The organism is Streptomyces sp. NBC_01384 (assembly GCF_045040035.1).
Classification (GTDB): Bacteria; Actinomycetota; Actinomycetes; order Streptomycetales; family Streptomycetaceae; genus Streptomyces.
Window position 1 is genome coordinate 4,962,630 of sequence record NZ_CP109559.1, and the last position, 23,393, is coordinate 4,986,022.

Below are 23,393 nucleotides of genomic sequence, written 5' to 3' on the forward strand. Positions count from 1 at the left end.
TCGATTTCAGCTTTCTCAGAATTCTTACCCCCCTCACAGCTCCACCCCATGCCCCTGACGGCTGCCCTTCGTAGCTTTCCGATCATGACGAGAAGCCACAAAGACACATCGATCACCCGGCGCCGCGCGCTCGCGGTGACCGGAGGCACGGTTGCCGCGGGCGGGCTCGCGGTCGCCGGCTACCAGTCGGCGTTCGCCGACGAGACGACCACCACCGACGCCGAGGCGGCCGCCTCGGCGACCTCGACCTCCACCAGCAGCGGACAGTGCGTGCTGATGTCCAGCGTCACCGAGGGGCCGTACTACCTGGACGGCGCCCTGGTGCGGAAGAACATCACCGAGGGCAAGGGCGGCGTCCCGCTGACGCTGCGCATCACCGTGCAGGACACCACCGACTCCTGCGACCCGGTCGCGGGCGCGGCCGTGGAGATCTGGCACTGCGACGCCTGGGGTTATTACTCCGGCTACACCACCGCCAACCCCGGCGGTTCCGCCCCCGCCGAGAGCGAGGACGGCTCGACCGCCAACGACCAGACATACCTGCGCGGCTACCAGGTCGCCAACGCCAACGGGGTCGTCAAGTTCGAGACGATCTTCCCCGGCTGGTACACGCCCCGCACCACCCACATCCACGTCAAGGTGCACACCGGCGGCGAGAAGGAGGACGGCACCTACGAGGGCGGCAAGGTCAACTTCACCGGCCAGCTCTTCTTCGACGACGACATCGCCGCCGAGGTCCAGGCACTGGAGCCCTACTCCAAGCACACCGGCAGCTACACCAAGCTCGCCGACGACATGGTGTACGACGGCGGCGGCGCCTCCAGCGGACTGCTGACCCTGGAGCCGGTCCACAAGAAGGACCCGTCCAAGGGCTTCAAGGGGTACATCACCCTGGGCATCGACCCGGACGCCGAGAGCACCGGCGCGGGCAGCGGTGGCGGCGGTACGCCCCCGAGCGGCGCGCCGAGCGGTGCTCCGACCGGTACGCCGCCGAGCGGCGCCCCGAGCGACAGTGCCGCCCCGTCCGCCTCGGCGTCTTCGTAGTCCTCGCGGATGAGCAGCCGCGAGGACGAGACGCTGGCGCAGGCCGCCGTGGCCGCGCTGACGTGGCAACTGGAGCTCACCCCGAAGCCCGGCCTGCCCGACCCGCGCGATCTCGGCGCCCGGGCCACCCGCCGGGACCTCTGTTCCCTGCGCTGGTCGGCCAAGGCACTGGCGCCCGGCCTCGCGGCCATGGCGGCCGCCGCGCGCCGCGCCGCTCGGCCCACGCCCGAACTCCGTACGGAGCTGGGCGCGATCGGCCGGTCCACCGAGCACTCGGTGGCTCTGGCGGGCGGCGGCCACCGCGGGGCGCTGTGGGCCCTGGGTTTCCTGGTCGCGGCCGCGGCCCTGGACCCCGGGGCCAAGGGCTCCGAGGTCGCCGCCACCGCCAAGCAGATCGCGGCGCACCCCGACCGAAGGGCGCCAGGGAGGCCCTCCCGGGGGTCGTCCGTGTCCGCGAAGTACGGTGCGGCCGGGGCGCGGGGCGAGGCACGCGCCGGATTCCCGCATGTACGGCGGGCGTTGGACGCGCTCGCGGCCTCCCGCTCCGCCGGTGCGTCCGAGCCGTACGCCCGACTCGACGCCCTCCTCACCGTCATGTCCACCCTCCAGGACACCGAATTGCTGTACACAGCGGGCCCGCACGGGCTCCGGCACGTCCAGGCGGGCGCACGGGGCGTGCTGGAGGCGGGCAGTACGGCGACGGAGGCCGGCCGCGCGGCCCTGGCCGCCTTCGACGACGACCTCCACGCGCGCGCGTGGAGCCCCCGTGGCAGCGGGGCACTCCTGGCGGGCGCGTTGTTCGTGGACTCGCTGCCGGTGGTGGTCAGTTCACCGGTACGGGGCGCTGCCTGATCCGGTCCCGGCGGTGGGCTGTCACGCCGTGCGTGGCGGCCCACCGCACTGCCGGCCCCATCCCGTACGACGCCCCGAGCATCAGGCCCCCCAGCAGCAGCCACCCCGGAGTCCCCCAGCCCACCAGCAGCGTGGTCAGGACCAGTGGTCCCGCCGTGCGGGCCACCGTGACGCCCGTGCCGAAGAAGGTCTGGTACTCGCCCATCCGCTCGGCCGGAGCGAGGTCGAAGCCCACCTGCCAGGAACCCGCCGACTGCTGCATCCCGGCGATGACCTGGAGCAGCGCCCCGGCAGCCTCCGGCACCGCAGCCGCGGGAAGCTCCGCCACCTCGGTGCCCGACCCTTGCCGGGCCGTCAGATACCCCTCGGCGACCAGCTGGTCGTAGGTTCTCTTGGCCGTCCCGCGCGAGATGCCGAGTTCGGCAGCCAGCCGCCGGGTCGCGGGCAGCCGCGTGCCCGGAGCGAGCCGCCAGGCGCGCACCGCGTCCCGCAGCGCACGCTAGAGCCCGGTCCTGCGTCCCGCGGCCACGTCCGGCTCCAGATGCAGATCCACGCCGACGCCGGACCAGAAGTCGTGAACCGGACCCTCCCTGTGCACCGGCGCGCCCCTTCAGGGGCGCGAGGGAACCGCGCGACCAGCCACAGACGACCCGCGGCCGAAAGAACGGCCGGGCACCCCAGGGGGCAACCCGGCCGTCCCGTTCAGATCAGCCCTTCAGTGCCGTCATCCACGCCTCGATATCGGCGGAGCGCCTCGGCAGCCCGTCGGACAGGTTCCGGTTCCCGTCCTCGGTCACCAGAATGTCGTCCTCGATGCGCACACCGATGCCCCGGTACTCCTCCGGGACGGTCAGGTCGTCCGCCTGGAAGTACAGACCCGGCTCCACGGTCAGGCACATGCCCGGCTCCAGCGTGCTGTCCACGTACGTCTCGGTCCGCGCGGCGGCGCAGTCGTGGACGTCCATGCCGAGCATGTGCCCGGTGCCGTGCAGGGTCCAGCGGCGCTGCAGACCGAGCTCCAGGACACGCTCGACGGGGCCTTCGGCCAGGCCCCACTCGACGAGTTTCTCGGCCAGCACGCGCTGCGCGGCGTCGTGGAAGTCGCGGTACTTGGCGCCGGGCTGCACGGCCGCGATACCGGCCTCCTGTGCCTCGTACACGGCGTCGTAGATCTTCTTCTGGATCTCGCTGTAGCGGCCGTTGACCGGCAGCGTGCGCGTGACGTCGGCGGTGTAGAGCGTGTGCGTCTCGACGCCCGCGTCGAGCAGCAGCAGGTCCCCGGAGCGCACGGGCCCGTCGTTGCGCACCCAGTGCAGCGTGCACGCGTGCGGTCCGGCGGCGCAGATCGAGCCGTAGCCGATGTCGTTGCCCTCGACCCGGGCGCGCAGGAAGAAGGTGCCCTCGATGTAGCGCTCGCTGGTCGCCTCGGCCTTGTCCAGGACCTTCACGACGTCCTCGAAGCCGCGCACCGTCGAGTCGACGGCCTTCTGCAGCTCGCCGGCCTCGAACTCGTCCTTGATCAGCCGCGCCTCGGAGAGGAAGACCCGCAGTTCCTCGTCGCGCTCGGCGGTGACCTTGTCGGTCAGGGCCGCCTCGATCCCGGCGTCGTAGCCGCGCACGACCCGGACCGGGCCGGTGGCCTCGCGCAGCTTGTCGGCCAGTTCGCGTACGTCGGAGGCGGGGATGCCGTAGAGCTGCTGCGCCTCGGCGAGGGAGTGGCGGCGGCCGACCCACAGCTCGCCGTGCCCGGAGAGCCAGAACTCGCCGTTCTCGCGGTCGGAGCGCGGCAGCAGGTAGATCGTCGCCCTGTGGCCGTTCGTCCCGTCCGGGAGGTTGGCCGGCTCCAGGACCAGGACGCCGTCCTCGGCCAGGTTGCCGGTGAGGTACGCGTACTCGACCGAGGCGCGGAAGGGGTAGTCCGTGTCGTTCGAGCGGGTCTTCAGGTTGCCCGCGGGGATCACCAGGCGCTCGCCCGGGAAGCGGGCGGAGAGCGCGGCGCGGCGGGCGGCGGTGTACTCGGCCTGGGCGATCGGCTCCAGGCCGTGCAGCTCGGTGTCGGCCCAGCCGGACTTCATGTTCTCGGCGAGCTCGTCGGACACGCCCGGATACAGGCCGTTCTTGCGCTGCTTGATCGGCTCTTCTTCGCCCGCTTCGTCAGCGGCATCGTCGAGCACGGCTTCCGGGGTCTCCGGGGTGAGCGCCTCCGACACGGTCTGCCTCCTAGATACGACTCTGGACCGTCCCCCGGGCTCTCGGCTGTGCTCGAGCAGGGGGCACGCCCTCCATCGTACGGTCGCTTGGGAGCGGGCCCAGGGCACGGAAGACCTTTACGCGCAGAGCTCGGCGCGGACAGCCCGCGGGCCACCCGCACGCGGTTGTCCGGAGCGCGTCGGCGGTCAGTCGAAGCGCGCCGCCAGGAGTACGACGTCCTCCGTGCTGTCCGCCTCGTCCAGCCCGTCCGGCAGCACGGACCGCAGGACGTGATCGGCGATCGCGCCGGGATCTTCGCGCACCGTCCGCGGGACGCTCGCCGCCGCCGCGTGCAGCCGGGCGAAGGCGCGGTCCATGGGGTCGCCGGTGCGGTGCAGCAGGCCGTCCGTGTAGAGCAGCACGGTCTCGCCGGGCTCGGCGGTCAGTTCGACGCTGGGCGCCTCCCAGCAGGCGAGCATCCCCAGGGGCGCGGACAGGGAGGTCTCCACGAACTCGGTGCGCCGCCCGCCGATCACCAGGGGCGGGCTGTGCCCGGCTCCGGCGAGCGTGATCTTGCGCAGCGCGGGCTCGCAGTACGCGAAGAGGGCCGTCGCGGAACGGGCGGGCTCGGTCAGGCGCAGCAGCAGTTCGAGGTCGGACAGGACGGCGACGGGGTCCTCGCCCTCCATCACGGCGTACGCCCGCAGGGAGGCCCGCAGCCGGCCCATCGCGGCGACCGCGCTGGACCCGGACCCGGTGACGGAGCCGACCGCGAGGCCGAGCGCGGCGTCGGGCAGCGGCAGCGCGTCGTACCAGTCGCCGCCGCCGCGCGGGCCCGTGCGGTGCCGGGCGGCGAGCTGGACGCCGGAGACCCGGGGCAGTCGGGGTGGAAGCAGCTCCTGGGCGATCGTCGTCATGCACGCGCGCGTGCGGTCCAGTTCCAGCAGCCGTGCCAGGTGTTCGGTCGCGTAGCGGGCGTAGAGGCCGATGAGGTGGCGCTGGCGCTCCACCGGTTCGGCGGGCTCGTCGTAGAGCCACACGGCGGCGCCGAGCCGGCCCGCCGCCTCGGTCGACAGGGGGAGCGCGTAGCTCGCGGCGTAGCCGAGCCGGGCGGCCACCTCGCGGTGGCGGGGGTCGAGCCCGTCCTCGGAGAAGAGATCCGGCTCCGCGATCTCCGCGTTGCCGCCCGGCAGTCCATCCAAAATCCTCCCGTACGACATGGAGCTGCGCGGGACTGTCTCGATGTGGCCGAGGTCGGCGCGGCCGAGGCCGAGGCCGATGGTGGTGTCCGGGCCGAGTCCGTCGCCCGGTTCCATGACGACGAGACCGCGCCGGGCGCCCACGAGGGCGGCTCCGGCGTGCAGCAGCTCCCGCAGGGCGTCGCTCAGTGTCGCGGTGCGCACCAGGCGCTCGGTGAGTTCATGGAGCGTGGTGAGGTCGGAGACCCAGCCGGCGAGCCGATCTTGGAGAACGGCTCCGGGGCCGGTGGACGAGGTGGCCGAAGGGGAACCTGTGGCGGAACCCGTGGCGGAAGCCGTCGGCGCGACAGTGTGTGCGGGCGCGGGAACCGTGGAATCGATTCCGGCCACTTTCGGAAGGTGAGGGGCGTTCATGGTGTCCGGCTTTCCGACCGGTGCGTATTGCTCAATAGCATCGCAAACCCCCATGTCGTTCTGCGCCGCTAGCAGTGTCTCCACATGTACACGCACTCGTGAGGGGATGTCCAGCATTGTCCTGCTGGGATTCCTGGTGTCCGTGAGACTCTCGGTAACCCTTGCGGAAAAGCGAAGTTGGCTTAAAACTGACTCGGGCAACGGGTTATTGAGGTCGACTGGCCTCGTTCCACGGAGCGTCACAGCGGTCGTGATGGGTACGTACTCGGTGAAGGCCAGGGGTGGTTGGGATCCGCCCGGAACCTGGCAACGGACCCGGGCGTCTTAACCACCGACGACCGTGCCCCATCCTCCCGTGGCGGAGGCGGCAAGAAATACGCGGGACGGCAAAACGCCAGGCGCCGCCACCCCACGCCATGCCCATGCTTTAGACAGACGCAGTATGGACGCGGACGCAACCAATGCTCAGCCCAGATGGGTTCCCCTTGTCTTGCGCAGGGGTGTGATGCGCCAGCAGGTACGCACAGTGAAGTGATCGACACATGGTGTGATGTGATCCACGGTGTTGCCAGGCGTGCAACGGAAAGGAACGAGCGCTCATGCGCGAGATCCTCGGAAGGCGACGCAGGCTTCTGTCGAGGCGGAACGACGGGAGGCTTGAGATGCTCAGCGCGGCCCTGACCTTCGCGACCGATTGGCAGTGGCCCGTACTCCCGGGTGTGGCTCCGGATCCGCAGGGGCGCGCCCGCTGCGGCTGCCCGGACCCGGAGTGCACGGTGCCCGGTGCTCACCCCTTCGACCCCGGCCTCCTCGCGGCAACCACCGACGAGCGCATGGTGCGCTGGTGGTGGACCAACCGGCCGTCGGCACCGATCGTGCTGGCCACCGGAGGCAGGGCCCCCTGCGCGGTGAGCCTGCCCGCCCCCGCGGCGGCCCGCGCGCTCGACGCGCTCGACCGCGAGGGCATGCGCCTCGGCCCGGTCGTCGCGGCGCCCACGCGCTGGGCGATCCTCGTCGCGCCGTACTCCATGGAGCAGCTCGGCGAGCTCCTCTACGCCAAGGACTTCGTCCCGGGGTCCCTGCGCTTCCACGGCGAGGGCGGTTACGTCGCGCTGCCCCCGTCCGAGACCGGCCAGGGGCAGATCCGTTGGGAGCGGGCCCCGCTGCCCGGTTCCGCCGCGCCCTGGGTGCCGGATGTCGAGGCGGTGGTGGACGCCGTGGTGGAGGCGCTCACTCGTACGGGTGTGAGCGCGCCCGAGTTGTAGGGTGCCCGGCGCGCGGTGAGCCGCGCGCCCACCCGCGCTCGTTATGTTCCGCACTATGCAGCGTCATTCTGGGGGGTACAGAGCCTCGTCGTCGCTACGCTCCGGGCCGGGCGCCCGAAGTGCTCGCCTGGTGGCGCTGGCGGGCGGCGTGACGTTCGCCGTGGCCCTGCCGCTGACCGTGGCCTCCGCAGGGCCCGTCGGCGACGAGGGCCGCGAGCTCGTACGCGCCTCCGAACGCCTCGACGACAAGAGGCCGGCCGCCCCTGCAGGCACCCCCGCACCCGCGCCCTCACCCCGGCTGCTGGGCCTCGGCCTGGCCACCGCCGCCCGGTGCGGCCCCGAACTCTCCTCACCCGACGGCATCGAGGCACAGACCTGTGTCCTGACCCAGGGAGAGGACACCTGGGCGCGCACCTACTACCGCAATGCGACCGGCGACCAGCTGAAGTCCGCACTGAGCCTCATGGGGCCCGGCGGCCACGCCGTGCAGATGACCTGCGTGGTGGGCGCGGAGGATGACCCAGGGGCGTGCGAGACGCCCAGGGAGCGTACGACGGGGGGCGTGGGGGCGTACACGGCGGTCGCGGAGTTCGCGAGAAGCGCCGGGAGCGGGCCGGTGCTGCTGCGGTCGGGGAGCGACCCGGGGAGCGACTCGGGGAGCGACTCGGCTCTGTAGCAAGGCCAACTCAGCGCCGTAGCAAGGCGGTTGGCGCCGTACGGAATTCCGCACACGGAAAGACCCGGTTGCTGGCGACGGGGGATGCACCAGCAACCGGGCTACTCGAACGGTAACAAGAGATCGGCGGTTCGCAAATTCGATCTCGGCTATTCGGACAGGGATTTACCTGTCGCAACCGGGAGTTGTGACAGGGGTCACCTGTTCCGCGGGACTTCGACCAGCTGACCGGTCGGTCAGTGCCCCGCTGCGTGTCAGCTGAGCGTGACCTGTCGGTTCGTGAGGCCGCCGCGTGCCCGGCGCTCGTCCGTGGTGAGCGGCGCGTCCGAGGCCAGAGCGGTCGTGAGGCGCTCGGCGAACTCGGCCGCCGGCTTCTCCACGTCGTCCGCCGTGACGCCCGTCGGCAGGTCCCAGACCGGCACCGTGAGCCCGTGCGCACGGAAGGAACCGACCAGCCGGGTGCCCTCGCCGAGGCTCGACCCACCGGCCGCGTGCAGCCGCGCGAGCGCGTCCAGAAGCTGCTCCTCGGGGTACGGCATGACCCAGCGCAGGTGGTTCTTGTCGGGGGTCTCGCACCAGTACGCCGCGTCGACACCGGCGAGCTTCACGGTCGGGATGGCGGCGGCGTTGGCCCGCTCCAGGGAGGCGGTCACCTCCGGCGTCGAGTTCTCCATGTCCGGGACCCAGAATTCGAAGCCCGAGTGCACAACTGGCTCGAACGCGCCTTCGGGGTCGAGCAGTTCCTGCAGCCGCGGGCCGTCGGCCGGGGCGCGGCGGCCCGGGACCGGGGTGCCGGGCGTCGCCGTGAGCGCGCGCTGGAGGGTGTCGGCGAGGTCGCGGCTGATGTCGCCGGACGCCGTGTCGTTCTGCAGGCCGAGCAGCACCGAGCCGTCGTCGCGGCGCAGCGCGGGCCAGGCCATCGGCAGGACGGTGGCGAGCGTCACGGAGGGGACACCCTCCGGGAGGCTCTCCTTGAGCTTCAGCTCGACGGTCGCGGCGGGCACCAGCTCGCGCAGCGCGACCCAGTCCGCCTCGCCCGGCAGGCCCTCGAAGGGGCGCTGCACCAGCTCGGTCACGGCGTGTGCGGCCGCCCGGCCGTGACAGGCCTTGTACCGGCGGCCGCTGCCGCAGGGGCAGGGCTCGCGAGCGCCGACTACCGGGATCTCCCCGTCCTTGAGCTGAGGCTGCTTGGCCTTCGTCTGGGGTCGCTTCTTGGCCATCGTGGGTGTCTCCCGATCACGGCTCGTCTCGTACTGGCGCGAGCCTAGCCCCTCGCGCGACGGCCGACGGGACCCTGTGGACAACGCACCGAGTCGTCCCGGAACCGGTGCGTCAGTCGGCGTACGCGGACGTCGGCTCGGGCCTGCCCGGCGCGTGGGGTGTCAGTCCAGGTCGTCGAACGCGGGGTGTCGGTCCAAGTCGTCGAAGGCGTCCGCGAAGTCCAGCTCGGGTATCCCCGGCACGGCCGGTGATGTGACGCGCGTAGCGAAGCCGTCCCGCCGGTGTCCGGCGGCCGTGTCCCCCACGTCCTCCCGGACGACGACCCAGACCGTGACCTCTCCGCGGGTGTCGTCCCGGACGCCCCAGTCCTTGGCCAGTGCCGTGATGATGTTCAGCCCGCGGCCGCCGTGGGCGGTGACCGAGGGCGTGGCCGGAACCGGGCGGGTCGGACCACCGCCGTCCGTCACCTCGACGGTGAGTCTGCCGGCCGTGTCGACGCGCCACGCGGCCCGGACGTCACCGTCACCCGCCAAGGCGTCACCGAGGGGCCTGCCGTGCCGGCACGCATTGCTCAACAGTTCGGAAAGGATCAGTATGGCATCGTCGATGACCGATTCCGCCACTCCACCGGTACGCAACTGATCGCGCATCCGATGTCTTGCTTTCCCTACGCCCGCAGGGCCATGGGAAACGGCCATGCTCGACGACGTGGGCACTTCCCGTGCCACCACCAACGCCACCCCCGAGACCTCCTTTGCCCCACGCCACGGTGTGGATGCCCCTTTGGACTGGACCGGAAACCGGCCAATCCACGTGTGCTGACGCACTCGTAACGATCGAATGCGGATCGAACGCGCCGGTGCACTCCCTGTAATCGAATGGCTGGTTTTCGACGGTCGACGACGGGTGTTCACGGGGTGGTTTCCCAGAGGGGCGGCCTGGCGTGGGGCCAGATCAGCGGCCGAGTTGGCGCAATACCGCGCGCGGGCGGTTGGTGATGATGGCGTCAATGCCCAGCTCAACGCAGAGATCGACGTCCTCGGGCTCGTTCACGGTCCAGACGTGCACCTGGTGACCGGCTCGTTTCAGCCGTTCGATGTACCCGGGGTGACTGCGCACGATCCGCATCGAGGGGCCCGCGATCCGGACACCCACGGGCAGTCGTCCGTCGCGCAGCCGGGGCGAGATGAACTGCAGCAGATAGACCGACGGCAGGGTCGGGGACGCGACCCGAATGCGGTGCAGCGAGCGTGCCGAGAAGCTCATGACACGTACCGGCGAGGTGGCGGCGCTCTCCGGGGAGTCCAGGCCGAAGCGCTTCAGGAGGAGCAGCAACCGGTCCTCGACCTGGCCCGCCCAGCGCGTGGGGTGCTTGGTCTCGATGGCCAGCTCCACGCGACGGCCGGCGTCGGCGACGAGTTCGAGCAGCCGCTCCAGGGTGAGCACGGAGGTGTCCTTCGGGTCCCCGGGGCCGTACTCCCAGTCGGGGGACTCCTCGCGGTTCTTCCAGGAGCCGAAGTCCAGCGCGGCGAGCTCGGCGAGCTCCAGGGCGGAGACCGCTCCGCGGCCGTTGGACGTACGGTTGACGCGGCGGTCGTGGACGCAGACGAGATGTCCGTCCGCGGTCAGCCGCACATCGCACTCGAGGGCGTCGGCACCGTCCTCGATCGCCTTCTTGTACGCGGCCAGGGTGTGCTCGGGCGCCTCTTCGGAGGCTCCGCGGTGGGCGACGACCTGAATCGGGTGCTTCGGGTGCTGTCGTGCGTGGGTCACCGCGTCATGGTGCCATCGCTACGGGGCGGACGTCGGGCCGGAGACGCCAGAGATGATTATATTTCATATAAAACATCCGATATAAAGGATGGTCGTGGACCCACAGCCACCGCTTATGGTGCTCTGACGTCCCGTGGGAAAAGCTGACGGCGTACAAAAAGCACATGCACACATGCACAGCTGAATCGCGCCGGAACCGTTGACAAGCGTGAGTGAGCGTGACCGAGTGCGACCGAGAACAACAGCCGTGGATCGAGGAGAAGAGCTGTGAGCACCGAGAACGAGGGCACTGCAGTACCCCCGGCCCCGTCCGCACCTCCTGTGCCGGTGGAAACTCCCGCTGCTCCCGCGCAGACCGCTGCGCCCGAGGGGGGCGCACCAACCGCCCAGATCCCGGCGGTGCCTCCGAGCGCCCCCGGCGCACCGGAGCAGTCACCGGCGTACGCGTCGATGGGCGCAGGGGCTCCTGACGCGCAGGGGTACGACTCCGGGGCTCCCGGGGCTCCCGGGGCTCCCGGGGCTCCGGTCTCGGCAGCCGAGGCCGGCTGGCCGCCTCCGCCGCCCGCCGTTCCTTCGTACGCGGACGGCGGCGGCTCGGGAATCGACGGCTGGGGCTCCTCCTACCAGCAGCCCGCCCCGAAGCCGAAGAACGGGCGCGGCGGCCTGGTCGCCGCGATCCTGGTGGCCGCGCTGGTCGCGGGCGGCGTCGGCGGTGGCATCGGCTACTCGCTGGCCAAGAACAACGACAACTCCACCGACTCGACCACGGTCTCCGCGCCCAGCAGCAGCGGCGACGTCAAGCGCGCCTCGGGCACGGTCGCGAACGTGGCCGCCAAGGCGCTGCCGAGCACCGTCACCATCGAGGCCGAGAGCACCAGTGGCTCGGGCGGCACCGGCACCGGGTTCGTCTTCGACACCCAGGGCCACATCCTCACCAACAACCACGTCGTCGCGGACGCGGTCGACGGCGGCAAGCTCACCGCGACCTTCCCCAGCGGCAAGAAGTACGACGCCGAGGTGGTCGGGCACGCACAGGGGTACGACGTCGCGGTCATCAAGCTCAAGAACGCCCCGTCGGACCTGCAGCCGCTCACCCTCGGCGACTCCGACAAGGTGGCGGTCGGCGACTCCACGATCGCGATCGGCGCGCCCTTCGGCCTCTCGAACACGGTGACCACGGGCATCATCAGCGCCAAGAACCGTCCGGTGGCCTCCAGTGACGGCAGCTCCAGCAGCAAGGCCTCGTACATGAGCGCCCTGCAGACGGACGCCTCGATCAACCCCGGCAACTCCGGTGGCCCTCTTCTTGACTCTTCGGGCGCGGTCATCGGCATCAACTCGGCGATTCAGTCGACGAGCAGCGGCGGCCTGAGTGGCACCAGCCAGTCCGGCTCCATCGGTCTCGGCTTCGCGATCCCGGTCAACCAGGCCAAGCATGTCGCCCAGCAGCTCATCAAGACCGGCAAGCCGGTCTACCCCGTGATCGGCGCGTCCGTCTCCCTCGAAGACGGCTCCGGCGGCGCGAAGATCACCGAACAGGGCGCGAGCGGCTCCGCCGCGGTCACCTCCGGCGGCCCCGCGGACAAGGCCGGCCTCAAGCCCGGCGACATCATCACCAAGCTCGACGACCAGGTGATCGACAGCGGCCCGACCCTCATCGGCGAGATCTGGACCCACCAGCCGGGCGACGTCGTCAAGCTCACCTACACCCGCGACGGAAAGACCCGCACCGCCGAGGTGACCCTGGGACAGCGCGAGGGCGACAGCTGACCGGTTAGTCTTGTCCCGCGCAACCGACGATCGCCGGTGGCGCGGGGTGGGTTGCCCGAGCGGCCTAAGGGAACGGTCTTGAAAACCGTCGTGGCAGCGATGTCACCGTGGGTTCAAATCCCACACCCACCGCGTTGGTTCGGTCCATGTGCCGATGAGGTACGTGTACCGATGAGAAGGGGTGTCCCGCTTCCGGGACACCCCTTCTGCATGTCGGCAGCACTTCACCTGATTCTTGCGAGGATGCCCCGGCGTTCACGCCGGGGAGGAATCGCATCCAGGATCGTGACGCGGAGCGTCACTGCGTCCCGCGGCCGGGTGTGGGGCGCCCGCATTGCTGTCGGGCGGATCCGGGAAATGTGCACGGGCGTGCGATGCAGTCGCGGGTATGGGTGAGTGCATGCGAAGCCCGCCCGGGTGTGCGAAGCGTTGCCTAGGTTGGCGTGTTGTGAAGCTGGTGGTGCAGGTGAAGCTGCTGCCGTCGCCTGAGCAGGCGGCGGCGCTGGAGGCAACTCTGCGCGCCTGCAACCGGGCCGCCGACCACGTCTCCCGGACCGCCTTCGCGTCCGGGGTGAAGGACCGCAACGGCCTGCAGAAACTGGTGTATACGGACATCAAGGCCAGTTTTGGGCTGTCGGCGCAGCCGACGGTGCGAGTGGTGAAGAAGGTCGTCGACGCCTACCGCACGCTCGCGGCGAGTCTGCGGGCCGGGCGGCTGGGCCGCCCGTCATCGAAGCGGTACCGCAAGGCCGTCGGCTCTGCTGTCGGCTTCCGGCCGGAGGCGGCGCAGCCGTTCGACGACCGGTGCCTGTCCTGGCAGACGGATGCGCGCACGGTGTCGATCTGGACGGTGGAGGGGCGGATGCGTGGCATCCGCTACACCGGCTCTGCGGACCAGCTCAAGACGCTGGCCGAGTACCGCAAGGGCGAGTCCGACCTGGTGCGGCGGGGCGGGAAGTGGTTCCTGATCGCGACCTGCGAAATCCCCGAGCCGGAGGTGTTCGAGCCGGTGGACTGGATCGGGGTGGACCGTGGCATCGCCAACTTGGCCACTACCAGCGACGGGACCAACTACCAGGGCCGTCGCCTGAACCGTTACCGCAGGTGGCAGGCCCGCAAACGCGCTGAACTCCAGGCCAGGTGCACTCGCTCGGCCACGCGCCGCCTGGCCTGCCGTGCGAAGAAGGAGCAGCGCCATGCAACGCACGTGAATCACCGGATTTCGAAGGAGATTGTGTCTGTCGCGCAACGCACCGGTCGTGGGATCGCCGTCGAGCAGCTCGACGGGATCCGCGAGCGGGTACGGCTTCGTCGCGACCAGCGGGGCACGCTCTCCTCGTGGCCGTTCCACCAGCTCGGACAGCATCTCGCCTACAAGGCACGCCGGGCCGGGGTGCCGTTCCTGGAAGTGGATGCGGCCTACACCTCGCAGCGCTGCCCGCGCTGCGGGCACACCGGGCGGGCCAACCGGCCCACCCGGGACCGTTTCTCCTGTCGTCGGTGCGGCCTCGCTGGGCCCGCCGACCACGTCGCCGGGGTCAACGTGCGCGACCGCGCACGCTCGGCGTGGGTATTTGTCACCATGCCCGTCCCGTCATCGGCATAGCCGGAACGCGGGAGATGCGACCCGTGACCGTCCTGCCGTAGGGGACAGTCGGGAGCGCGACAAGGTGTGAACGACCGAGTTGCACAAGCTCGGCCGTTCACGGCCGAGAAGGTGGCAGCTCGAAGTCCCGGACGGCTTCCTCCCAGGGGATGGCTCGTGGGGTGGGATCGGCGGCGGGCGATGTAGTGCGGACATCTCGACGTTCGGGTGCCATGGGGCGCAGCCTAGGGACGTGCGGTTCGTGGTGCCGTTCGGTTTTCCGGTGGCTCGGGACGATGGAACGTCATCCGGGACGCCGAGGCGATCGTCGAGCGGGCCTCGCGTTCGGTGAGGCCGGTGCGGACGGCGGCCTCGACGAGGGCGGGGGTCAGGTCCGGGCCGATGCCGTTCTCGTAGGCGCGGCAAGCGGCCCAGAAGAGGCGGGTGTTGCGCTGGCCTTCATGGGCGGCGAGTACGAACTCGACCAGGCCCTGGCCGTGTTGGCCGGTCGCAGGGGGCGTGCGGTGGTGCGTACGGGGCGGAGGCGTGAGCAGGCGCAGGAGTTCGCGTGGGCAGGGCGCCGGCGCGAGATGGGCGGTGCCCGGAGCCGTGCCGTACACGCCGTGCTCGGTGCGGGAGCCGGGGCCGACCAGGTAGCCGCCGGCGCCGCGGATGTCGATTCCGGGGGCCAGTCGGCTCGCCGAGTTGGGGACGACCACGTCCGGCGGGCCGGTCAGCCAGAGGTGGCGGCCGCCGCTGGGGGTCAGCACGACCACCGTCTCCGGGATCGTGAACAGGTGGCGCAGGGCCAGTTCGCGCAGGGCCGCCGAGGAGTCCGTACCGGTTTTGGTGTCGAGGTCGATGCCGATGAGGTGGTGCGGCTCGAGGCCGCAGGCGATGCCGTAGCCGGTGGCCCAGGGGGCGGCAGCGAAGAGGTCGCGGATGCGGCGGGGGTCGGTGGAGGCGTCGTACACCCCGTGCCCGAAGCGGCCGCACTCGCCGTGGCAGGGAGGGGCCGTCGGGTCGGGGTCGTCGCGGTGGGGGGAGCGCAGGGCCGGGAGCTTCGTGCGGGACAGCGGGATCACCGCGAGGCCGCGTTCGGCGGCGGACAGAGCGTGGGCCAGGGCCAGGGTCGTGGCCTGCCGGTCGATGGTGGCCATGCATCTATGTTCGTACGAGTGTTCGAAAAAGGGAAGGGCTCGCCGGGTGCGGGGGTGCCGGGAGCGGGGTTCGGGCGGGATTGACCGAAAAAGTGGCGGAACGGTTCCTCTCCTGTGGCGCCCGGGGTCCGGCCCTCCGGTCCATGGTGAACCAGGGTTTTATGTCATGAAGAGGGTTTATCGATATGTCCTCACGCTTGAGGAGGAATCACACCTTACGGGGTGGTTCGCCGGGGATTCGGTGGGCAACTCTGGACTCGCGACGTCGTGATCAGCGCCCGAGGCGGTCGGCCAACCGCCTTGGAGAGAGCAGTACTTCCCGGTTCGCGCCGGTCCGTACATCCGGTTCTTGGAGGATTCACATGGCAAGCATCCGTACCGCCCGCGTTCTCGCCGCCGTCTCGGCCCTGCCCCTCGCCGCCGCCCTCTTCGCGGGCGTCGCCGCGGCGGACAACGGCGCTTTCGCGGACAACGGATCGAACGCGGGCGTGGCAACCGCCAGCCGCAGCGGGGTAGGACACAACAACAGCGGCAACTCCTCCACCACCCAGCAGCAGGCGGTCGGCTCCGGTGCCTCGAACCAGAGCAACACGGCTCAGGTGAACCGCTCCGCGTTCACGGCCATCGACCAGTCGACCACCGTCATCAACTTCACCAAGCTCTGGTGAGCCGGGGCCGATGCGCCCGTTCTGGGGTCGGGCTCAGTGGCCTTGAAACACCGTGTGGGGTGTGCTCTGTGGGGTGGTGACGCGTCTGCGCGGCGGTGCTTCGGTGCCGCCGCGCAGACGTTTTTCATGCGCCTTTTCATACGCCTATTTCGTGTACCAGGGGGCCGGTCGCGGGCGCTCCGCGACCTTGACAGGCCTCGGTTTCTGACGGACAGTCAGAAAACCTTGTTCGTACGAGGTCCGGGAGGGCCGCCGCCGTGCACCTCGCCCCCACCGAGCGCCAGCGACGGCTGCGCGCCGAGCTGCGTACGTACTTCCGGGACCTGATGCCCGACGGTCCCCCGCCCGCAGACGACCCAGGCCGGCAGCGCGCGTTGCTGCGCCGCATCGGCGCCGACGGACTGCTCGGGATCGGCTGGCCCGTCGCGTACGGGGGCCAAGGGCGCGGCGCGGACGAGCAGTTCGTGTTCTTCGACGAGGCGTACCGGGCCGGTGCGCCGGTGTCGATGGTCACGTTGAACACCGTCGGGCCGACCCTGATGAAGTACGGGAGCGAGGAGCAGAAGGAGTACTTCCTGCCCCGCATCCTGAGCGGGGACGTCGTCTTCGCGATCGGGTACTCGGAGCCCTCGGCGGGAACGGACCTCGCCTCGCTGCGGACGCGCGCGGTACGGACGGACGCCCACTGGCTGATCGACGGTCAGAAGGTCTTCACCTCCAACGCCCAGCACGCCGACTGGATCTGGCTCGCCTGCCGCACCGACCCCGACGCGCCCAGGCACCGGGGCATCTCGATCCTCCTCGTGCCCACGGACGCGCCCGGGTTCTCGTGGACGCCGATCGAGACGGTGGGCGGACTGACGACCACGGCCACGTACTACGACGGGATGCGCGTCCCGGCCGCGAACCTCGTCGGTGAGGAGAACGGCGGCTGGCGGCTCATCACCGACCAGCTCAACCACGAGCGGGTCGCCCTCGCCGCGATCGGTATGCAGGCCGAGGATTTCTACGCGGCCGCGCTGGAGGCGGCACGCACCCCCGATCCGGTGACGGGTCGGCGCCGGGTTGACGAGCCGTGGGTGAAGTTCCGGCTGGCCGAGGTGCATGCACGGCTTGCGGCATCACGCCTGCTCAGCTGGCGTTTGGTGGGGGATGTCGGGGCCGGTCGGCTGGCCCCCGGCGACGCCAGCGGCGTGAAGGTGGCGGGAACGGAATCGGCGGTCGCGACGTATCGCATGTGTCAGGAAATCGTGGGACCGGATGCGCTGGTGCGCTCCGGTTCGCCGGGGGTGTTCGGGGACGGCGAGCTGGAGCGGATGAACAGGGCGGCGCAGATCAACACGTTCGGGGGCGGGGTGAGCGAGGTGCAGCGCGAGATCGTGGCGACCATGCGGCTCGGGATGACGAGGGGGCGGCGGTGAGCGACGCGAGCGACGAACCGGCGGTGCGCTGGAAGGCGTACGAGGGGCGGGCGGCCGCCGTCGCGGGCGCCGGCAAGGACCCGGTCAACGAGCCGATGATCCGGCACTGGTGCGAGGCGATGGGCGACACCCATCCGGCGTACGCGGGGCCCGATGCCGTGGCGCCGCCCGCCATGCTCCAGGTGTGGACCATGGGCGGCCTGTCCGGGCACGCGGGCCGCTCGGACGCGTACGACGAGCTGCTCGGCCTGCTCGACGAGGCCGGGTACACCTCCGTGGTCGCCACCGACTGCGAGCAGGAGTATCTGCGGCCGCTGCGGCCCGGGGACGAGATCACCTTCGACGCGGTGATCGAGTCCGTCTCCGAGCGCAAGACGACCAAGCTGGGCACGGGGCACTTCGTCACGACGCGCATGGACGTACGGGCGGGCGGGGAACCGGCGGGTACGCACCGGTTCCGCATCCTCAAGTACGCCCCGGCGCGCGGCAAGCCCAGGACCAGTCGGCCGGGCCCGGTCGTCAACCGGGACAACGCCGGGTTCTGGGAGGGCGTCGGCCGGCACGAGCTGCTGATCCAGCGGTGCGGTGACTGCGGGGCGCTGCGGTTTCCCTGGCTGCCCGGATGCGGCGCGTGCGGCTCCCTGGACTGGGACACGGTCGAGGCGAGCGGCGACGGGACGGTCTACTCGTACGTGGTCATGCACCACCCGCCGTTCCCGGCCTTCGACCCTCCGTACGCCGTCGGTCTGATCGAGCTGGCCGAGGGCGTCCGGATCGTCAGCAATGTGATCGGGGTGCCGTACGACAAGGTGCGGATCGGGATGCCCGTACGGCTCCGGTTCGAGCGGTACGACGAGGAGTTGGTGCTGCCGGTCTTCCGGGCCGACGCGAGCCCCGGGAGCGGTCCGGGAGGAGGCGGAGGCTGACATGGACTTCACGCCCACCGAGGAGCAGGCGGCCGCCCGCGAGCTGGCCGCCCGGATCTTCGCCGACCTCTCCACGCACGAGCGGCTCGCCGCGGCGGGGACCGGCAGTGACGCCGAGTTGTGGAAGGCGCTGTGCGCGGCCGGGCTGGTGACGGCCGTGGCGGACACAGGGCTCCTGGGTCTCGTGCTGCTCCTGGAGGAGCAGGGGCGCACCACTGCGCAGGTGCCGTTCGCGGCGAGCTGTGTGTACGGGCTGCTGGCGGTGACGGCACACGGTTCGCCGGAGCAGCGGGAGCGGCTGCTGCTCGGGATCGGGGACGGGACGGTGGTGGTGAGCGGGGCGGTCTTTGGGCCGGGAGCCGTACGGGCGGGCGCGTCGGGGCGGTTGGACGGCGTCGTCCCCGTGGTGCCGTGGCTGCGGGACGCCACCCATGTGCTCGTCGCGGACGACCGGCGCCGGCTGTGGCTGGTGCGGACGGCCGACGCGGAGTGCGCGCCGGTCGAGCTGACGGCGCCATGGGCGGCAGGGCGGCTGACGCTCGACGCGGCGCCGGGTGAGCCGGTGGGCGCAGAGGGCGCGTACGGCGACGTGCTCGCCACCGCACGGACCGCCTTCGCCGGACTGCAGGCCGGGGTGTGCGCCGGGTCGCTCGCGCGGGCCGTGCAGCACACCAACGGGCGCGAGCAGTTCGGGCGCCCGCTCGCCGCCAAGCAAGGGGTCCAACTCCGGGCCGCCGACGCGTACATGGACACGGAGGCGATCCGGGTGACGGCGTACGAGGCGGCGTGGCGGCGCGACGAGGGGCTCGCATACGCGACGCACGCGCTGACCGCGGCCTGGTGGGCGTCCGAGGCGGGACAGCGGGTCGTGCACACGGGCCAGCATCTGCACGGTGGGACGGGGGCCGATCTGGAGCACCCCGTGCACCGGCACTTCCTGTGGGGGCGGCAGCTGGACGCGTATCTGGGGTGCGGGAGCGAGGTGCTCCAGGAGCTGGGGGAGTTGATCGTGAGCGGGGAGGCGGAGACATGAGGGGCGGAGGAGGTGAGAGCGTGCGGGCCGGTGACCAGTTGCCGCCGTTGGAGATCGAGATCACACGCACGTTGATCGTCGCCGGGGCGATCGCCTCACGGGACTACCAGGATGTGCACCACGATGCGGAGCTGGCGCGGCAGAAGGGTTCCCCCGACATCTTCATGAACATCCTGACCACCAACGGCCTGGTCGGGAGGTACATCACGGACCACTTCGGACCGGACGCGGTGCTCCGCAAGGTGGCCATACGGCTCGGAGCGCCCAACTATCCGGGCGACACCATGGTGTTGACCGGCTCGGTGGAACAGGTCGAGGGCGATACCGCGACGGTGCGCGTCGTCGGGGCGAACGGCATCGGCAGACATGTGACCGGGACGGTGACGGTCACCCTTCCGTCCGGAGGCGCCTCATGAGCCTGCGGACGAGGGACCGGCTCGGCGGACGGGCGGCGATCGTCGGGATCGGGGCCACCGAGTTCTCCAAGGACTCCGGGCGCAGCGAGCTCAGGCTCGCCGTGGAGGCCGTGCGGGCGGCGATCGAGGACGCCGGGCTGACGCCGGACGAGGTGGACGGGATGGTCACGTTCACCATGGACACCAGCCCGGAGATCACCGTCGCCCAGGCCGCCGGGATCGGTGAGCTGTCCTTCTTCTCCCGGGTCCACTACGGGGGCGGGGCGGCCTGCGCGACCGTCCAGCAGGCGGCGCTGGCCGTGGCGACGGGAGTGGCCGAGGTGGTGGTCTGCTACCGGGCGTTCAACGAACGGTCGGGGCGGAGGTTCGGAGCCGGGGTGCAGCAGCGGGAGCCCTCGGCCGAGGGGGTCGCGCTGGGCTGGGCCCTGCCGTTCGGGCTGCTCACCCCGGCCTCCTGGGTGGCGATGGCGGCCCAGCGGTATCTGCATACGTACGGACTGACGCCCGAGGCGTTCGGCCACGTCGCCGTGGTGGACCGGAAGTACGCGGCGACGAACCCGGCGGCGTACTTCCACGGCAGACCGATCACCCTCGCCGAGCACGCGGCCTCGCGGTGGATCGTGGAGCCGCTGCGGCTGCTGGACTGCTGCCAGGAGACCGACGGCGGCCAGGCGCTGGTCGTCACCTCGGTGGAGCGCGCCCGGGATCTGCCGCATCCGCCCGCGGTGATCACGGCGGCCGCCCAGGGCGCGGGCCGGGCCCAGGAGCAGATGACGAGCTTCTACCGGGACGAGCTGACCGGGCTGCCGGAGATGGGGGTGGTGGCGCGGCAGCTGTGGCGGACCTCCGGGCTGACCCCTACGGACATCGACGTGGGCGTTCTCTACGACCACTTCACGCCGTTCGTGCTGATGCAGCTGGAGGAGTTCGGGTTCTGCAAGCCGGGGGAGGCCGCGGACTTCGTCGCCGAGGAGCGGCTCCCGCTGAACACGCACGGCGGGCAGCTCGGGGAGGCGTATCTGCACGGGATGAACGGGGTGGCGGAGGCGGTACGACAGCTGCGCGGCACCTCCGTGAACCAGATACCGGGCGCCCGCCGCACCCTCGTCACCGCGGGCACCGGAGTCCCCACGTCGGGGCTGATCCTGGGGGCGGACGGCCATTGACCAGGAGTCCCGGGGACACCCCGGGTAGTACGGCGGCAGCCGCTGTACTACCGCCGTATGTGTCTCTCAGGGATGAACCCTCAGGGTGCAGGCGCCGCTCGTCCACCCTCAGGAGGTGGAGCCAACCCCCCTCCTACAACCTAGGGGGGACACCTCTTCGGGACCTGCGGCCGATCCGAAGGAGCAGGGGTCGCTCCTAGCGTGGAGCCATGACCACACCCGTCTGCACCAGCGGTTCGAACGTCGCGACGCGGACCCTTCCGTACGCGGCATACCCGTCGTTCACGTCGTACATGAAGGCCCGCCGGCCGGTGCTGTTGCGTACCGCGCGGTCGCTGACCGCGAACCCCAGCGACGCGGAGGACCTGCTGCAGACCGCGCTGGCCAAGACGTACGTCGCGTGGGAGCGGATCGAGGACCACCGGGCGCTCGACGGCTATGTACGGCGTGCGCTGCTCAACACGCGGACGTCGCAGTGGCGCAAGCGCAAGGTCGACGAGTTCGTCTGCGACGAGCTGCCGGAGCCGGAGGGCGTGCCCGCCGGGGACCCGGCCGAACAGCAGGTGCTGCACGACGCGATGTGGCGCGCGATCATGAAGCTGCCGGCGCGGCAGCGGGCCATGGTCGTCCTGCGGTACTACGAGGACCTGAGCGAGGCGCAGACGGCGGAGGTGCTCGGCGTCTCCGTCGGGACGGTCAAGTCGGCGGTGTCACGGGCGCTGGGCAAGCTGCGTGAGGACCCCGAGCTGGAGCCTGTGCGCTGACCTTCGGCCGACCCGAGTCGAGCGGTCCCCGTGGAAAAGTTCCCGTCCGAGCCGAACGAGCCCTGTGACCTGATCCATCGCCCGAAGCTAGTGACATACCGCGTGGTATGTGCGCAGAATCAGCGCATCCCTTACCACCTCGTAGGCAATGTCGCCCCGGGAGGACGCCGTGCTGAGCACGATGCAGGACGTACCGCTGCTGATCTCGAGGATCCTGACCCATGGGTCGGCCATCCACGGCACATCGCAGGTGATCACCTGGACGGGTGAGGGAGAGCCGCAGCGCCGTTCCTACGCCGAGATCGGCGACCGGGCCGCCCAGCTCGCGCACGCGCTGCGCGAGGGCCTCGGGATCGAGGGCGACGACCGTGTCGCGACCCTCATGTGGAACAACGCCGAGCACGTCGAGGCGTACTTCGCGATCCCCTCCATGGGTGCGGTCCTGCACACGCTCAACCTCCGCCTCCCCGCGGAGCAGCTCGTCTTCATCGTCAACCACGCCGCCGACCGCGTGATCATCGCCAACGGTTCGCTGCTTCCGCTGCTCGCGCCGCTGCTCCCCCATCTGCCGACGGTCGAGCATGTGGTCGTCTCGGGCCCGGGCGACCGTTCGCTGCTCGAGGGTGCGAGCGTCCAGGTGCACGAGTACGACGAGCTGATCGCGGGCAGGCCGACCACGTACGACTGGCCGGAGCTGGACGAGCGCGCCGCCGCGGCCATGTGTTACACCTCCGGCACGACCGGCGACCCCAAGGGCGTCATCTACTCCCACCGTTCGATCTACCTGCACTCCATGCAGGTCAACATGGCCCAGTCGATGGGGCTCACGGACCAGGACACCTCGCTCGTTGTGGTCCCCCAGTTCCACGTCAACGCCTGGGGCCTGCCGCACGCCACGTTCATGACCGGCGTCAACCTCCTCATGCCGGATCGTTTCCTCCAGCCCGCGCCGCTCGCCGAGATGATCGAGACCGAGCGGCCGACGCACGCCGCGGCCGTGCCCACCATCTGGCAGGGCCTGCTCGGCGAGTTGCACGCCAGGCCCCGGGACGTCTCCTCCCTCACCCAGGTCACCATCGGCGGCTCGGCCTGCCCGCCCTCCCTCATGGAGGCCTTCGACAAGCTGGGCATGCGCGTCTGCCACGCCTGGGGCATGACGGAGACCTCCCCGCTGGGCACGATCGCCCGGCCGCCGGCCAGCGCCATGGGCACGGACGAGGAGTTCGCGTACCGCCTCACCCAGGGCCGCTTCCCGGCCAGTGTGGAGGCCCGCCTCACCGGCCCCGGTGGCGAACACCTCCCCTGGGACGGCGAGTCCGCGGGCGAGCTGGAGGTGCGCGGCCCCTGGATCGCGGGCGCGTACTACGGCGGCCAGGGCACCGAACCGGTCCGCCCCGCCGACAAGTTCAGCGAGGACGGCTGGCTCAAGACCGGCGATGTCGGCACCATCAGCCACGACGGCTTCCTGACCCTCACCGACCGCGCCAAGGACGTCATCAAGTCGGGCGGCGAGTGGATCTCGTCGGTCGACCTGGAGAACGCGCTGATGTCCCACCCGGCCGTCGCCGAGGCCGCCGTCGTCGCCGTCCCCGACGACAAGTGGGGCGAGCGTCCCCTCGCCACGGTCGTCCTCAAGGAGGGCGCCACCGCCGACTTCGCGTCGCTGCGCACCTTCCTCGCCGAGGAGGCCAGGATCGCCAAGTGGCAGCTCCCCGAGCGCTGGACGATCATCGAGTCGGTCCCGAAGACGAGCGTCGGCAAGTTCGACAAAAAGGTGCTGCGCCGGCAGTACGCCCAGGGCGAGCTGGACGTCACCCAGCTCTGACCGCTTCGGCGACAGTACGACGGTT

The 23,393-nt window shown here is 70.9% G+C and carries 20 protein-coding genes, 1 tRNA gene and 1 pseudogene; 15 read left to right on the plus strand and 7 right to left on the minus strand.

Annotated elements, in window-relative coordinates; genetic code table 11:
• Positions 1 to 84 precede the first annotated feature (84 nt).
• Entirely contained in the window at positions 85 to 1,044 is a 960-nt protein-coding gene (locus OG747_RS22750; protein WP_405881184.1) for an intradiol ring-cleavage dioxygenase, read from the plus strand.
• Positions 1,045 to 1,053: 9 nt separating this feature from the next.
• Positions 1,054 to 1,896, plus strand: coding sequence for a triphosphoribosyl-dephospho-CoA synthase (locus tag OG747_RS22755; protein ID WP_405881185.1), 843 nt, complete (start codon positions 1,054 to 1,056; stop codon positions 1,894 to 1,896).
• A 295-nt stretch (positions 1,897 to 2,191) separates the two neighbouring features.
• On the opposite strand, the pseudogene OG747_RS22760 reads toward OG747_RS22755, so the two are convergent.
• The 3 genes and pseudogenes from OG747_RS22760 to OG747_RS22770 form a co-directional block, all read right to left on the minus strand.
• Positions 2,192 to 2,389 (minus strand): annotated as a pseudogene (locus OG747_RS22760) (GntR family transcriptional regulator); the annotation flags it as partial.
• A 214-nt stretch (positions 2,390 to 2,603) separates the two neighbouring features.
• Positions 2,604 to 4,106 (minus strand): aminopeptidase P family protein, encoded by a 1,503-nt coding sequence (locus tag OG747_RS22765; RefSeq protein ID WP_405881186.1) that lies wholly within the window; start codon positions 4,104 to 4,106, stop codon positions 2,604 to 2,606.
• 186 nt (positions 4,107 to 4,292) lie between these two features.
• Complete coding sequence (locus OG747_RS22770; protein ID WP_405881187.1) at positions 4,293 to 5,816, minus strand: PP2C family protein-serine/threonine phosphatase; 1,524 nt, start codon at positions 5,814 to 5,816, stop codon at positions 4,293 to 4,295.
• A gap of 482 nt (positions 5,817 to 6,298) precedes the next feature.
• On the opposite strand from OG747_RS22770, the gene OG747_RS22775 reads away from it, so the two are divergent.
• Positions 6,299 to 6,964, plus strand: coding sequence for a bifunctional DNA primase/polymerase (locus OG747_RS22775; protein WP_405881188.1), 666 nt, complete (start codon positions 6,299 to 6,301; stop codon positions 6,962 to 6,964).
• A 55-nt stretch (positions 6,965 to 7,019) separates the two neighbouring features.
• Positions 7,020 to 7,640 carry a hypothetical protein gene (locus OG747_RS22780; protein ID WP_405881189.1) on the plus strand — a complete coding sequence of 207 codons (621 nt, stop codon included), beginning with the start codon at positions 7,020 to 7,022 and terminating at the stop codon, positions 7,638 to 7,640.
• 254 nt (positions 7,641 to 7,894) lie between these two features.
• Here the strand turns inward: OG747_RS22780 and OG747_RS22785 are convergent, their stop codons facing one another.
• The 3 genes from OG747_RS22785 to OG747_RS22795 form a co-directional block, all read right to left on the minus strand.
• Positions 7,895 to 8,860, minus strand: a complete 966-nt coding sequence (locus tag OG747_RS22785; protein WP_405881190.1) for a DUF5926 family protein — start codon at positions 8,858 to 8,860, stop codon at positions 7,895 to 7,897.
• Positions 8,861 to 9,022: 162 nt separating this feature from the next.
• On the minus strand, positions 9,023 to 9,688 hold the full coding sequence (locus OG747_RS22790; protein ID WP_405881191.1) for an ATP-binding protein: 666 nt from the start codon (positions 9,686 to 9,688) through the stop codon (positions 9,023 to 9,025).
• 127 nt (positions 9,689 to 9,815) lie between these two features.
• A complete protein-coding gene (locus tag OG747_RS22795) occupies positions 9,816 to 10,634 on the minus strand; it encodes a glycerophosphodiester phosphodiesterase (RefSeq protein ID WP_405881192.1) in 819 nt (272 codons plus the stop codon).
• A gap of 267 nt (positions 10,635 to 10,901) precedes the next feature.
• Between OG747_RS22795 and OG747_RS22800 the strand changes: the two genes are divergently transcribed.
• From OG747_RS22800 to OG747_RS22810, 3 genes are all read left to right on the plus strand, one after another.
• On the plus strand, positions 10,902 to 12,404 hold the full coding sequence (locus OG747_RS22800) for a S1C family serine protease (RefSeq protein ID WP_405881193.1): 1,503 nt from the start codon (positions 10,902 to 10,904) through the stop codon (positions 12,402 to 12,404).
• 45 nt (positions 12,405 to 12,449) lie between these two features.
• A tRNA-Ser gene (locus OG747_RS22805) sits at positions 12,450 to 12,536 on the plus strand.
• A gap of 316 nt (positions 12,537 to 12,852) precedes the next feature.
• Positions 12,853 to 14,010 (plus strand): RNA-guided endonuclease InsQ/TnpB family protein, encoded by a 1,158-nt coding sequence (locus OG747_RS22810; RefSeq protein ID WP_405881194.1) that lies wholly within the window; start codon positions 12,853 to 12,855, stop codon positions 14,008 to 14,010.
• A gap of 224 nt (positions 14,011 to 14,234) precedes the next feature.
• On the opposite strand, the gene OG747_RS22815 is transcribed toward OG747_RS22810, so the two are convergent.
• On the minus strand, positions 14,235 to 15,149 hold the full coding sequence (locus OG747_RS22815; protein ID WP_405881195.1) for a bifunctional DNA primase/polymerase: 915 nt from the start codon (positions 15,147 to 15,149) through the stop codon (positions 14,235 to 14,237).
• A gap of 362 nt (positions 15,150 to 15,511) precedes the next feature.
• Between OG747_RS22815 and OG747_RS22820 the strand changes: the two genes are divergently transcribed.
• The 8 genes from OG747_RS22820 to OG747_RS22855 all read left to right on the plus strand — a co-directional run bounded on the left by OG747_RS22820 (position 15,512) and on the right by OG747_RS22855 (position 23,368).
• Positions 15,512 to 15,817: a hypothetical protein gene (locus tag OG747_RS22820; protein ID WP_405881196.1), complete on the plus strand. Its 306-nt coding sequence runs from the start codon at positions 15,512 to 15,514 to the stop codon at positions 15,815 to 15,817.
• A 257-nt stretch (positions 15,818 to 16,074) separates the two neighbouring features.
• Positions 16,075 to 17,238 (plus strand): acyl-CoA dehydrogenase family protein, encoded by a 1,164-nt coding sequence (locus OG747_RS22825; RefSeq protein ID WP_405881197.1) that lies wholly within the window; start codon positions 16,075 to 16,077, stop codon positions 17,236 to 17,238.
• The gene (locus OG747_RS22830) at positions 17,235 to 18,164 is read left to right on the plus strand and encodes a bifunctional MaoC family dehydratase N-terminal/OB-fold nucleic acid binding domain-containing protein (protein WP_405881198.1); all 930 of its coding nucleotides are present in this window, start codon (positions 17,235 to 17,237) and stop codon (positions 18,162 to 18,164) included. Before OG747_RS22825 ends, OG747_RS22830 begins: the two co-directional genes overlap by 4 nt.
• A gap of 1 nt (position 18,165) precedes the next feature.
• Positions 18,166 to 19,197: an acyl-CoA dehydrogenase family protein gene (locus OG747_RS22835; protein ID WP_405881199.1), complete on the plus strand. Its 1,032-nt coding sequence runs from the start codon at positions 18,166 to 18,168 to the stop codon at positions 19,195 to 19,197.
• Positions 19,198 to 19,217: 20 nt separating this feature from the next.
• On the plus strand, positions 19,218 to 19,613 hold the full coding sequence (locus OG747_RS22840; RefSeq protein WP_405885633.1) for a MaoC family dehydratase: 396 nt from the start codon (positions 19,218 to 19,220) through the stop codon (positions 19,611 to 19,613).
• Positions 19,610 to 20,779 (plus strand): lipid-transfer protein, encoded by a 1,170-nt coding sequence (locus OG747_RS22845; protein ID WP_405881200.1) that lies wholly within the window; start codon positions 19,610 to 19,612, stop codon positions 20,777 to 20,779. The genes OG747_RS22840 and OG747_RS22845 overlap by 4 nt, the downstream gene beginning before the upstream one ends.
• 209 nt (positions 20,780 to 20,988) lie before the next feature.
• Positions 20,989 to 21,543 (plus strand): SigE family RNA polymerase sigma factor, encoded by a 555-nt coding sequence (locus OG747_RS22850; protein ID WP_405881201.1) that lies wholly within the window; start codon positions 20,989 to 20,991, stop codon positions 21,541 to 21,543.
• A gap of 148 nt (positions 21,544 to 21,691) precedes the next feature.
• Positions 21,692 to 23,368: a long-chain fatty acid--CoA ligase gene (locus tag OG747_RS22855; RefSeq protein ID WP_405881202.1), complete on the plus strand. Its 1,677-nt coding sequence runs from the start codon at positions 21,692 to 21,694 to the stop codon at positions 23,366 to 23,368.
• Positions 23,369 to 23,393 lie beyond the last annotated feature (25 nt).

Bases quoted from the DNA above. Each gene is read 5' to 3' on its own strand.
- OG747_RS22750 (WP_405881184.1), top strand. From the start codon at position 85: ATGACGAGAAGCCACAAAGACACATCGATCACCCGGCGCCGCGCGCTC.
- OG747_RS22755 (WP_405881185.1), top strand. From the start codon at position 1,054: ATGAGCAGCCGCGAGGACGAGACGCTGGCGCAGGCCGCCGTGGCCGCG.
- OG747_RS22770 (WP_405881187.1), bottom strand. From the start codon at position 5,816: ATGCTGGACATCCCCTCACGAGTGCGTGTACATGTGGAGACACTGCTA.
- OG747_RS22775 (WP_405881188.1), top strand. From the start codon at position 6,299: ATGCGCGAGATCCTCGGAAGGCGACGCAGGCTTCTGTCGAGGCGGAAC.
- OG747_RS22780 (WP_405881189.1), top strand. From the start codon at position 7,020: ATGCAGCGTCATTCTGGGGGGTACAGAGCCTCGTCGTCGCTACGCTCC.
- OG747_RS22785 (WP_405881190.1), bottom strand. From the start codon at position 8,860: ATGGCCAAGAAGCGACCCCAGACGAAGGCCAAGCAGCCTCAGCTCAAG.
- OG747_RS22815 (WP_405881195.1), bottom strand. From the start codon at position 15,149: ATGGCCACCATCGACCGGCAGGCCACGACCCTGGCCCTGGCCCACGCT.
- OG747_RS22820 (WP_405881196.1), top strand. From the start codon at position 15,512: ATGGCAAGCATCCGTACCGCCCGCGTTCTCGCCGCCGTCTCGGCCCTG.
- OG747_RS22835 (WP_405881199.1), top strand. From the start codon at position 18,166: ATGGACTTCACGCCCACCGAGGAGCAGGCGGCCGCCCGCGAGCTGGCC.
- OG747_RS22845 (WP_405881200.1), top strand. From the start codon at position 19,610: ATGAGCCTGCGGACGAGGGACCGGCTCGGCGGACGGGCGGCGATCGTC.
- OG747_RS22850 (WP_405881201.1), top strand. From the start codon at position 20,989: ATGACCACACCCGTCTGCACCAGCGGTTCGAACGTCGCGACGCGGACC.
- OG747_RS22855 (WP_405881202.1), top strand. From the start codon at position 21,692: ATGTCGCCCCGGGAGGACGCCGTGCTGAGCACGATGCAGGACGTACCG.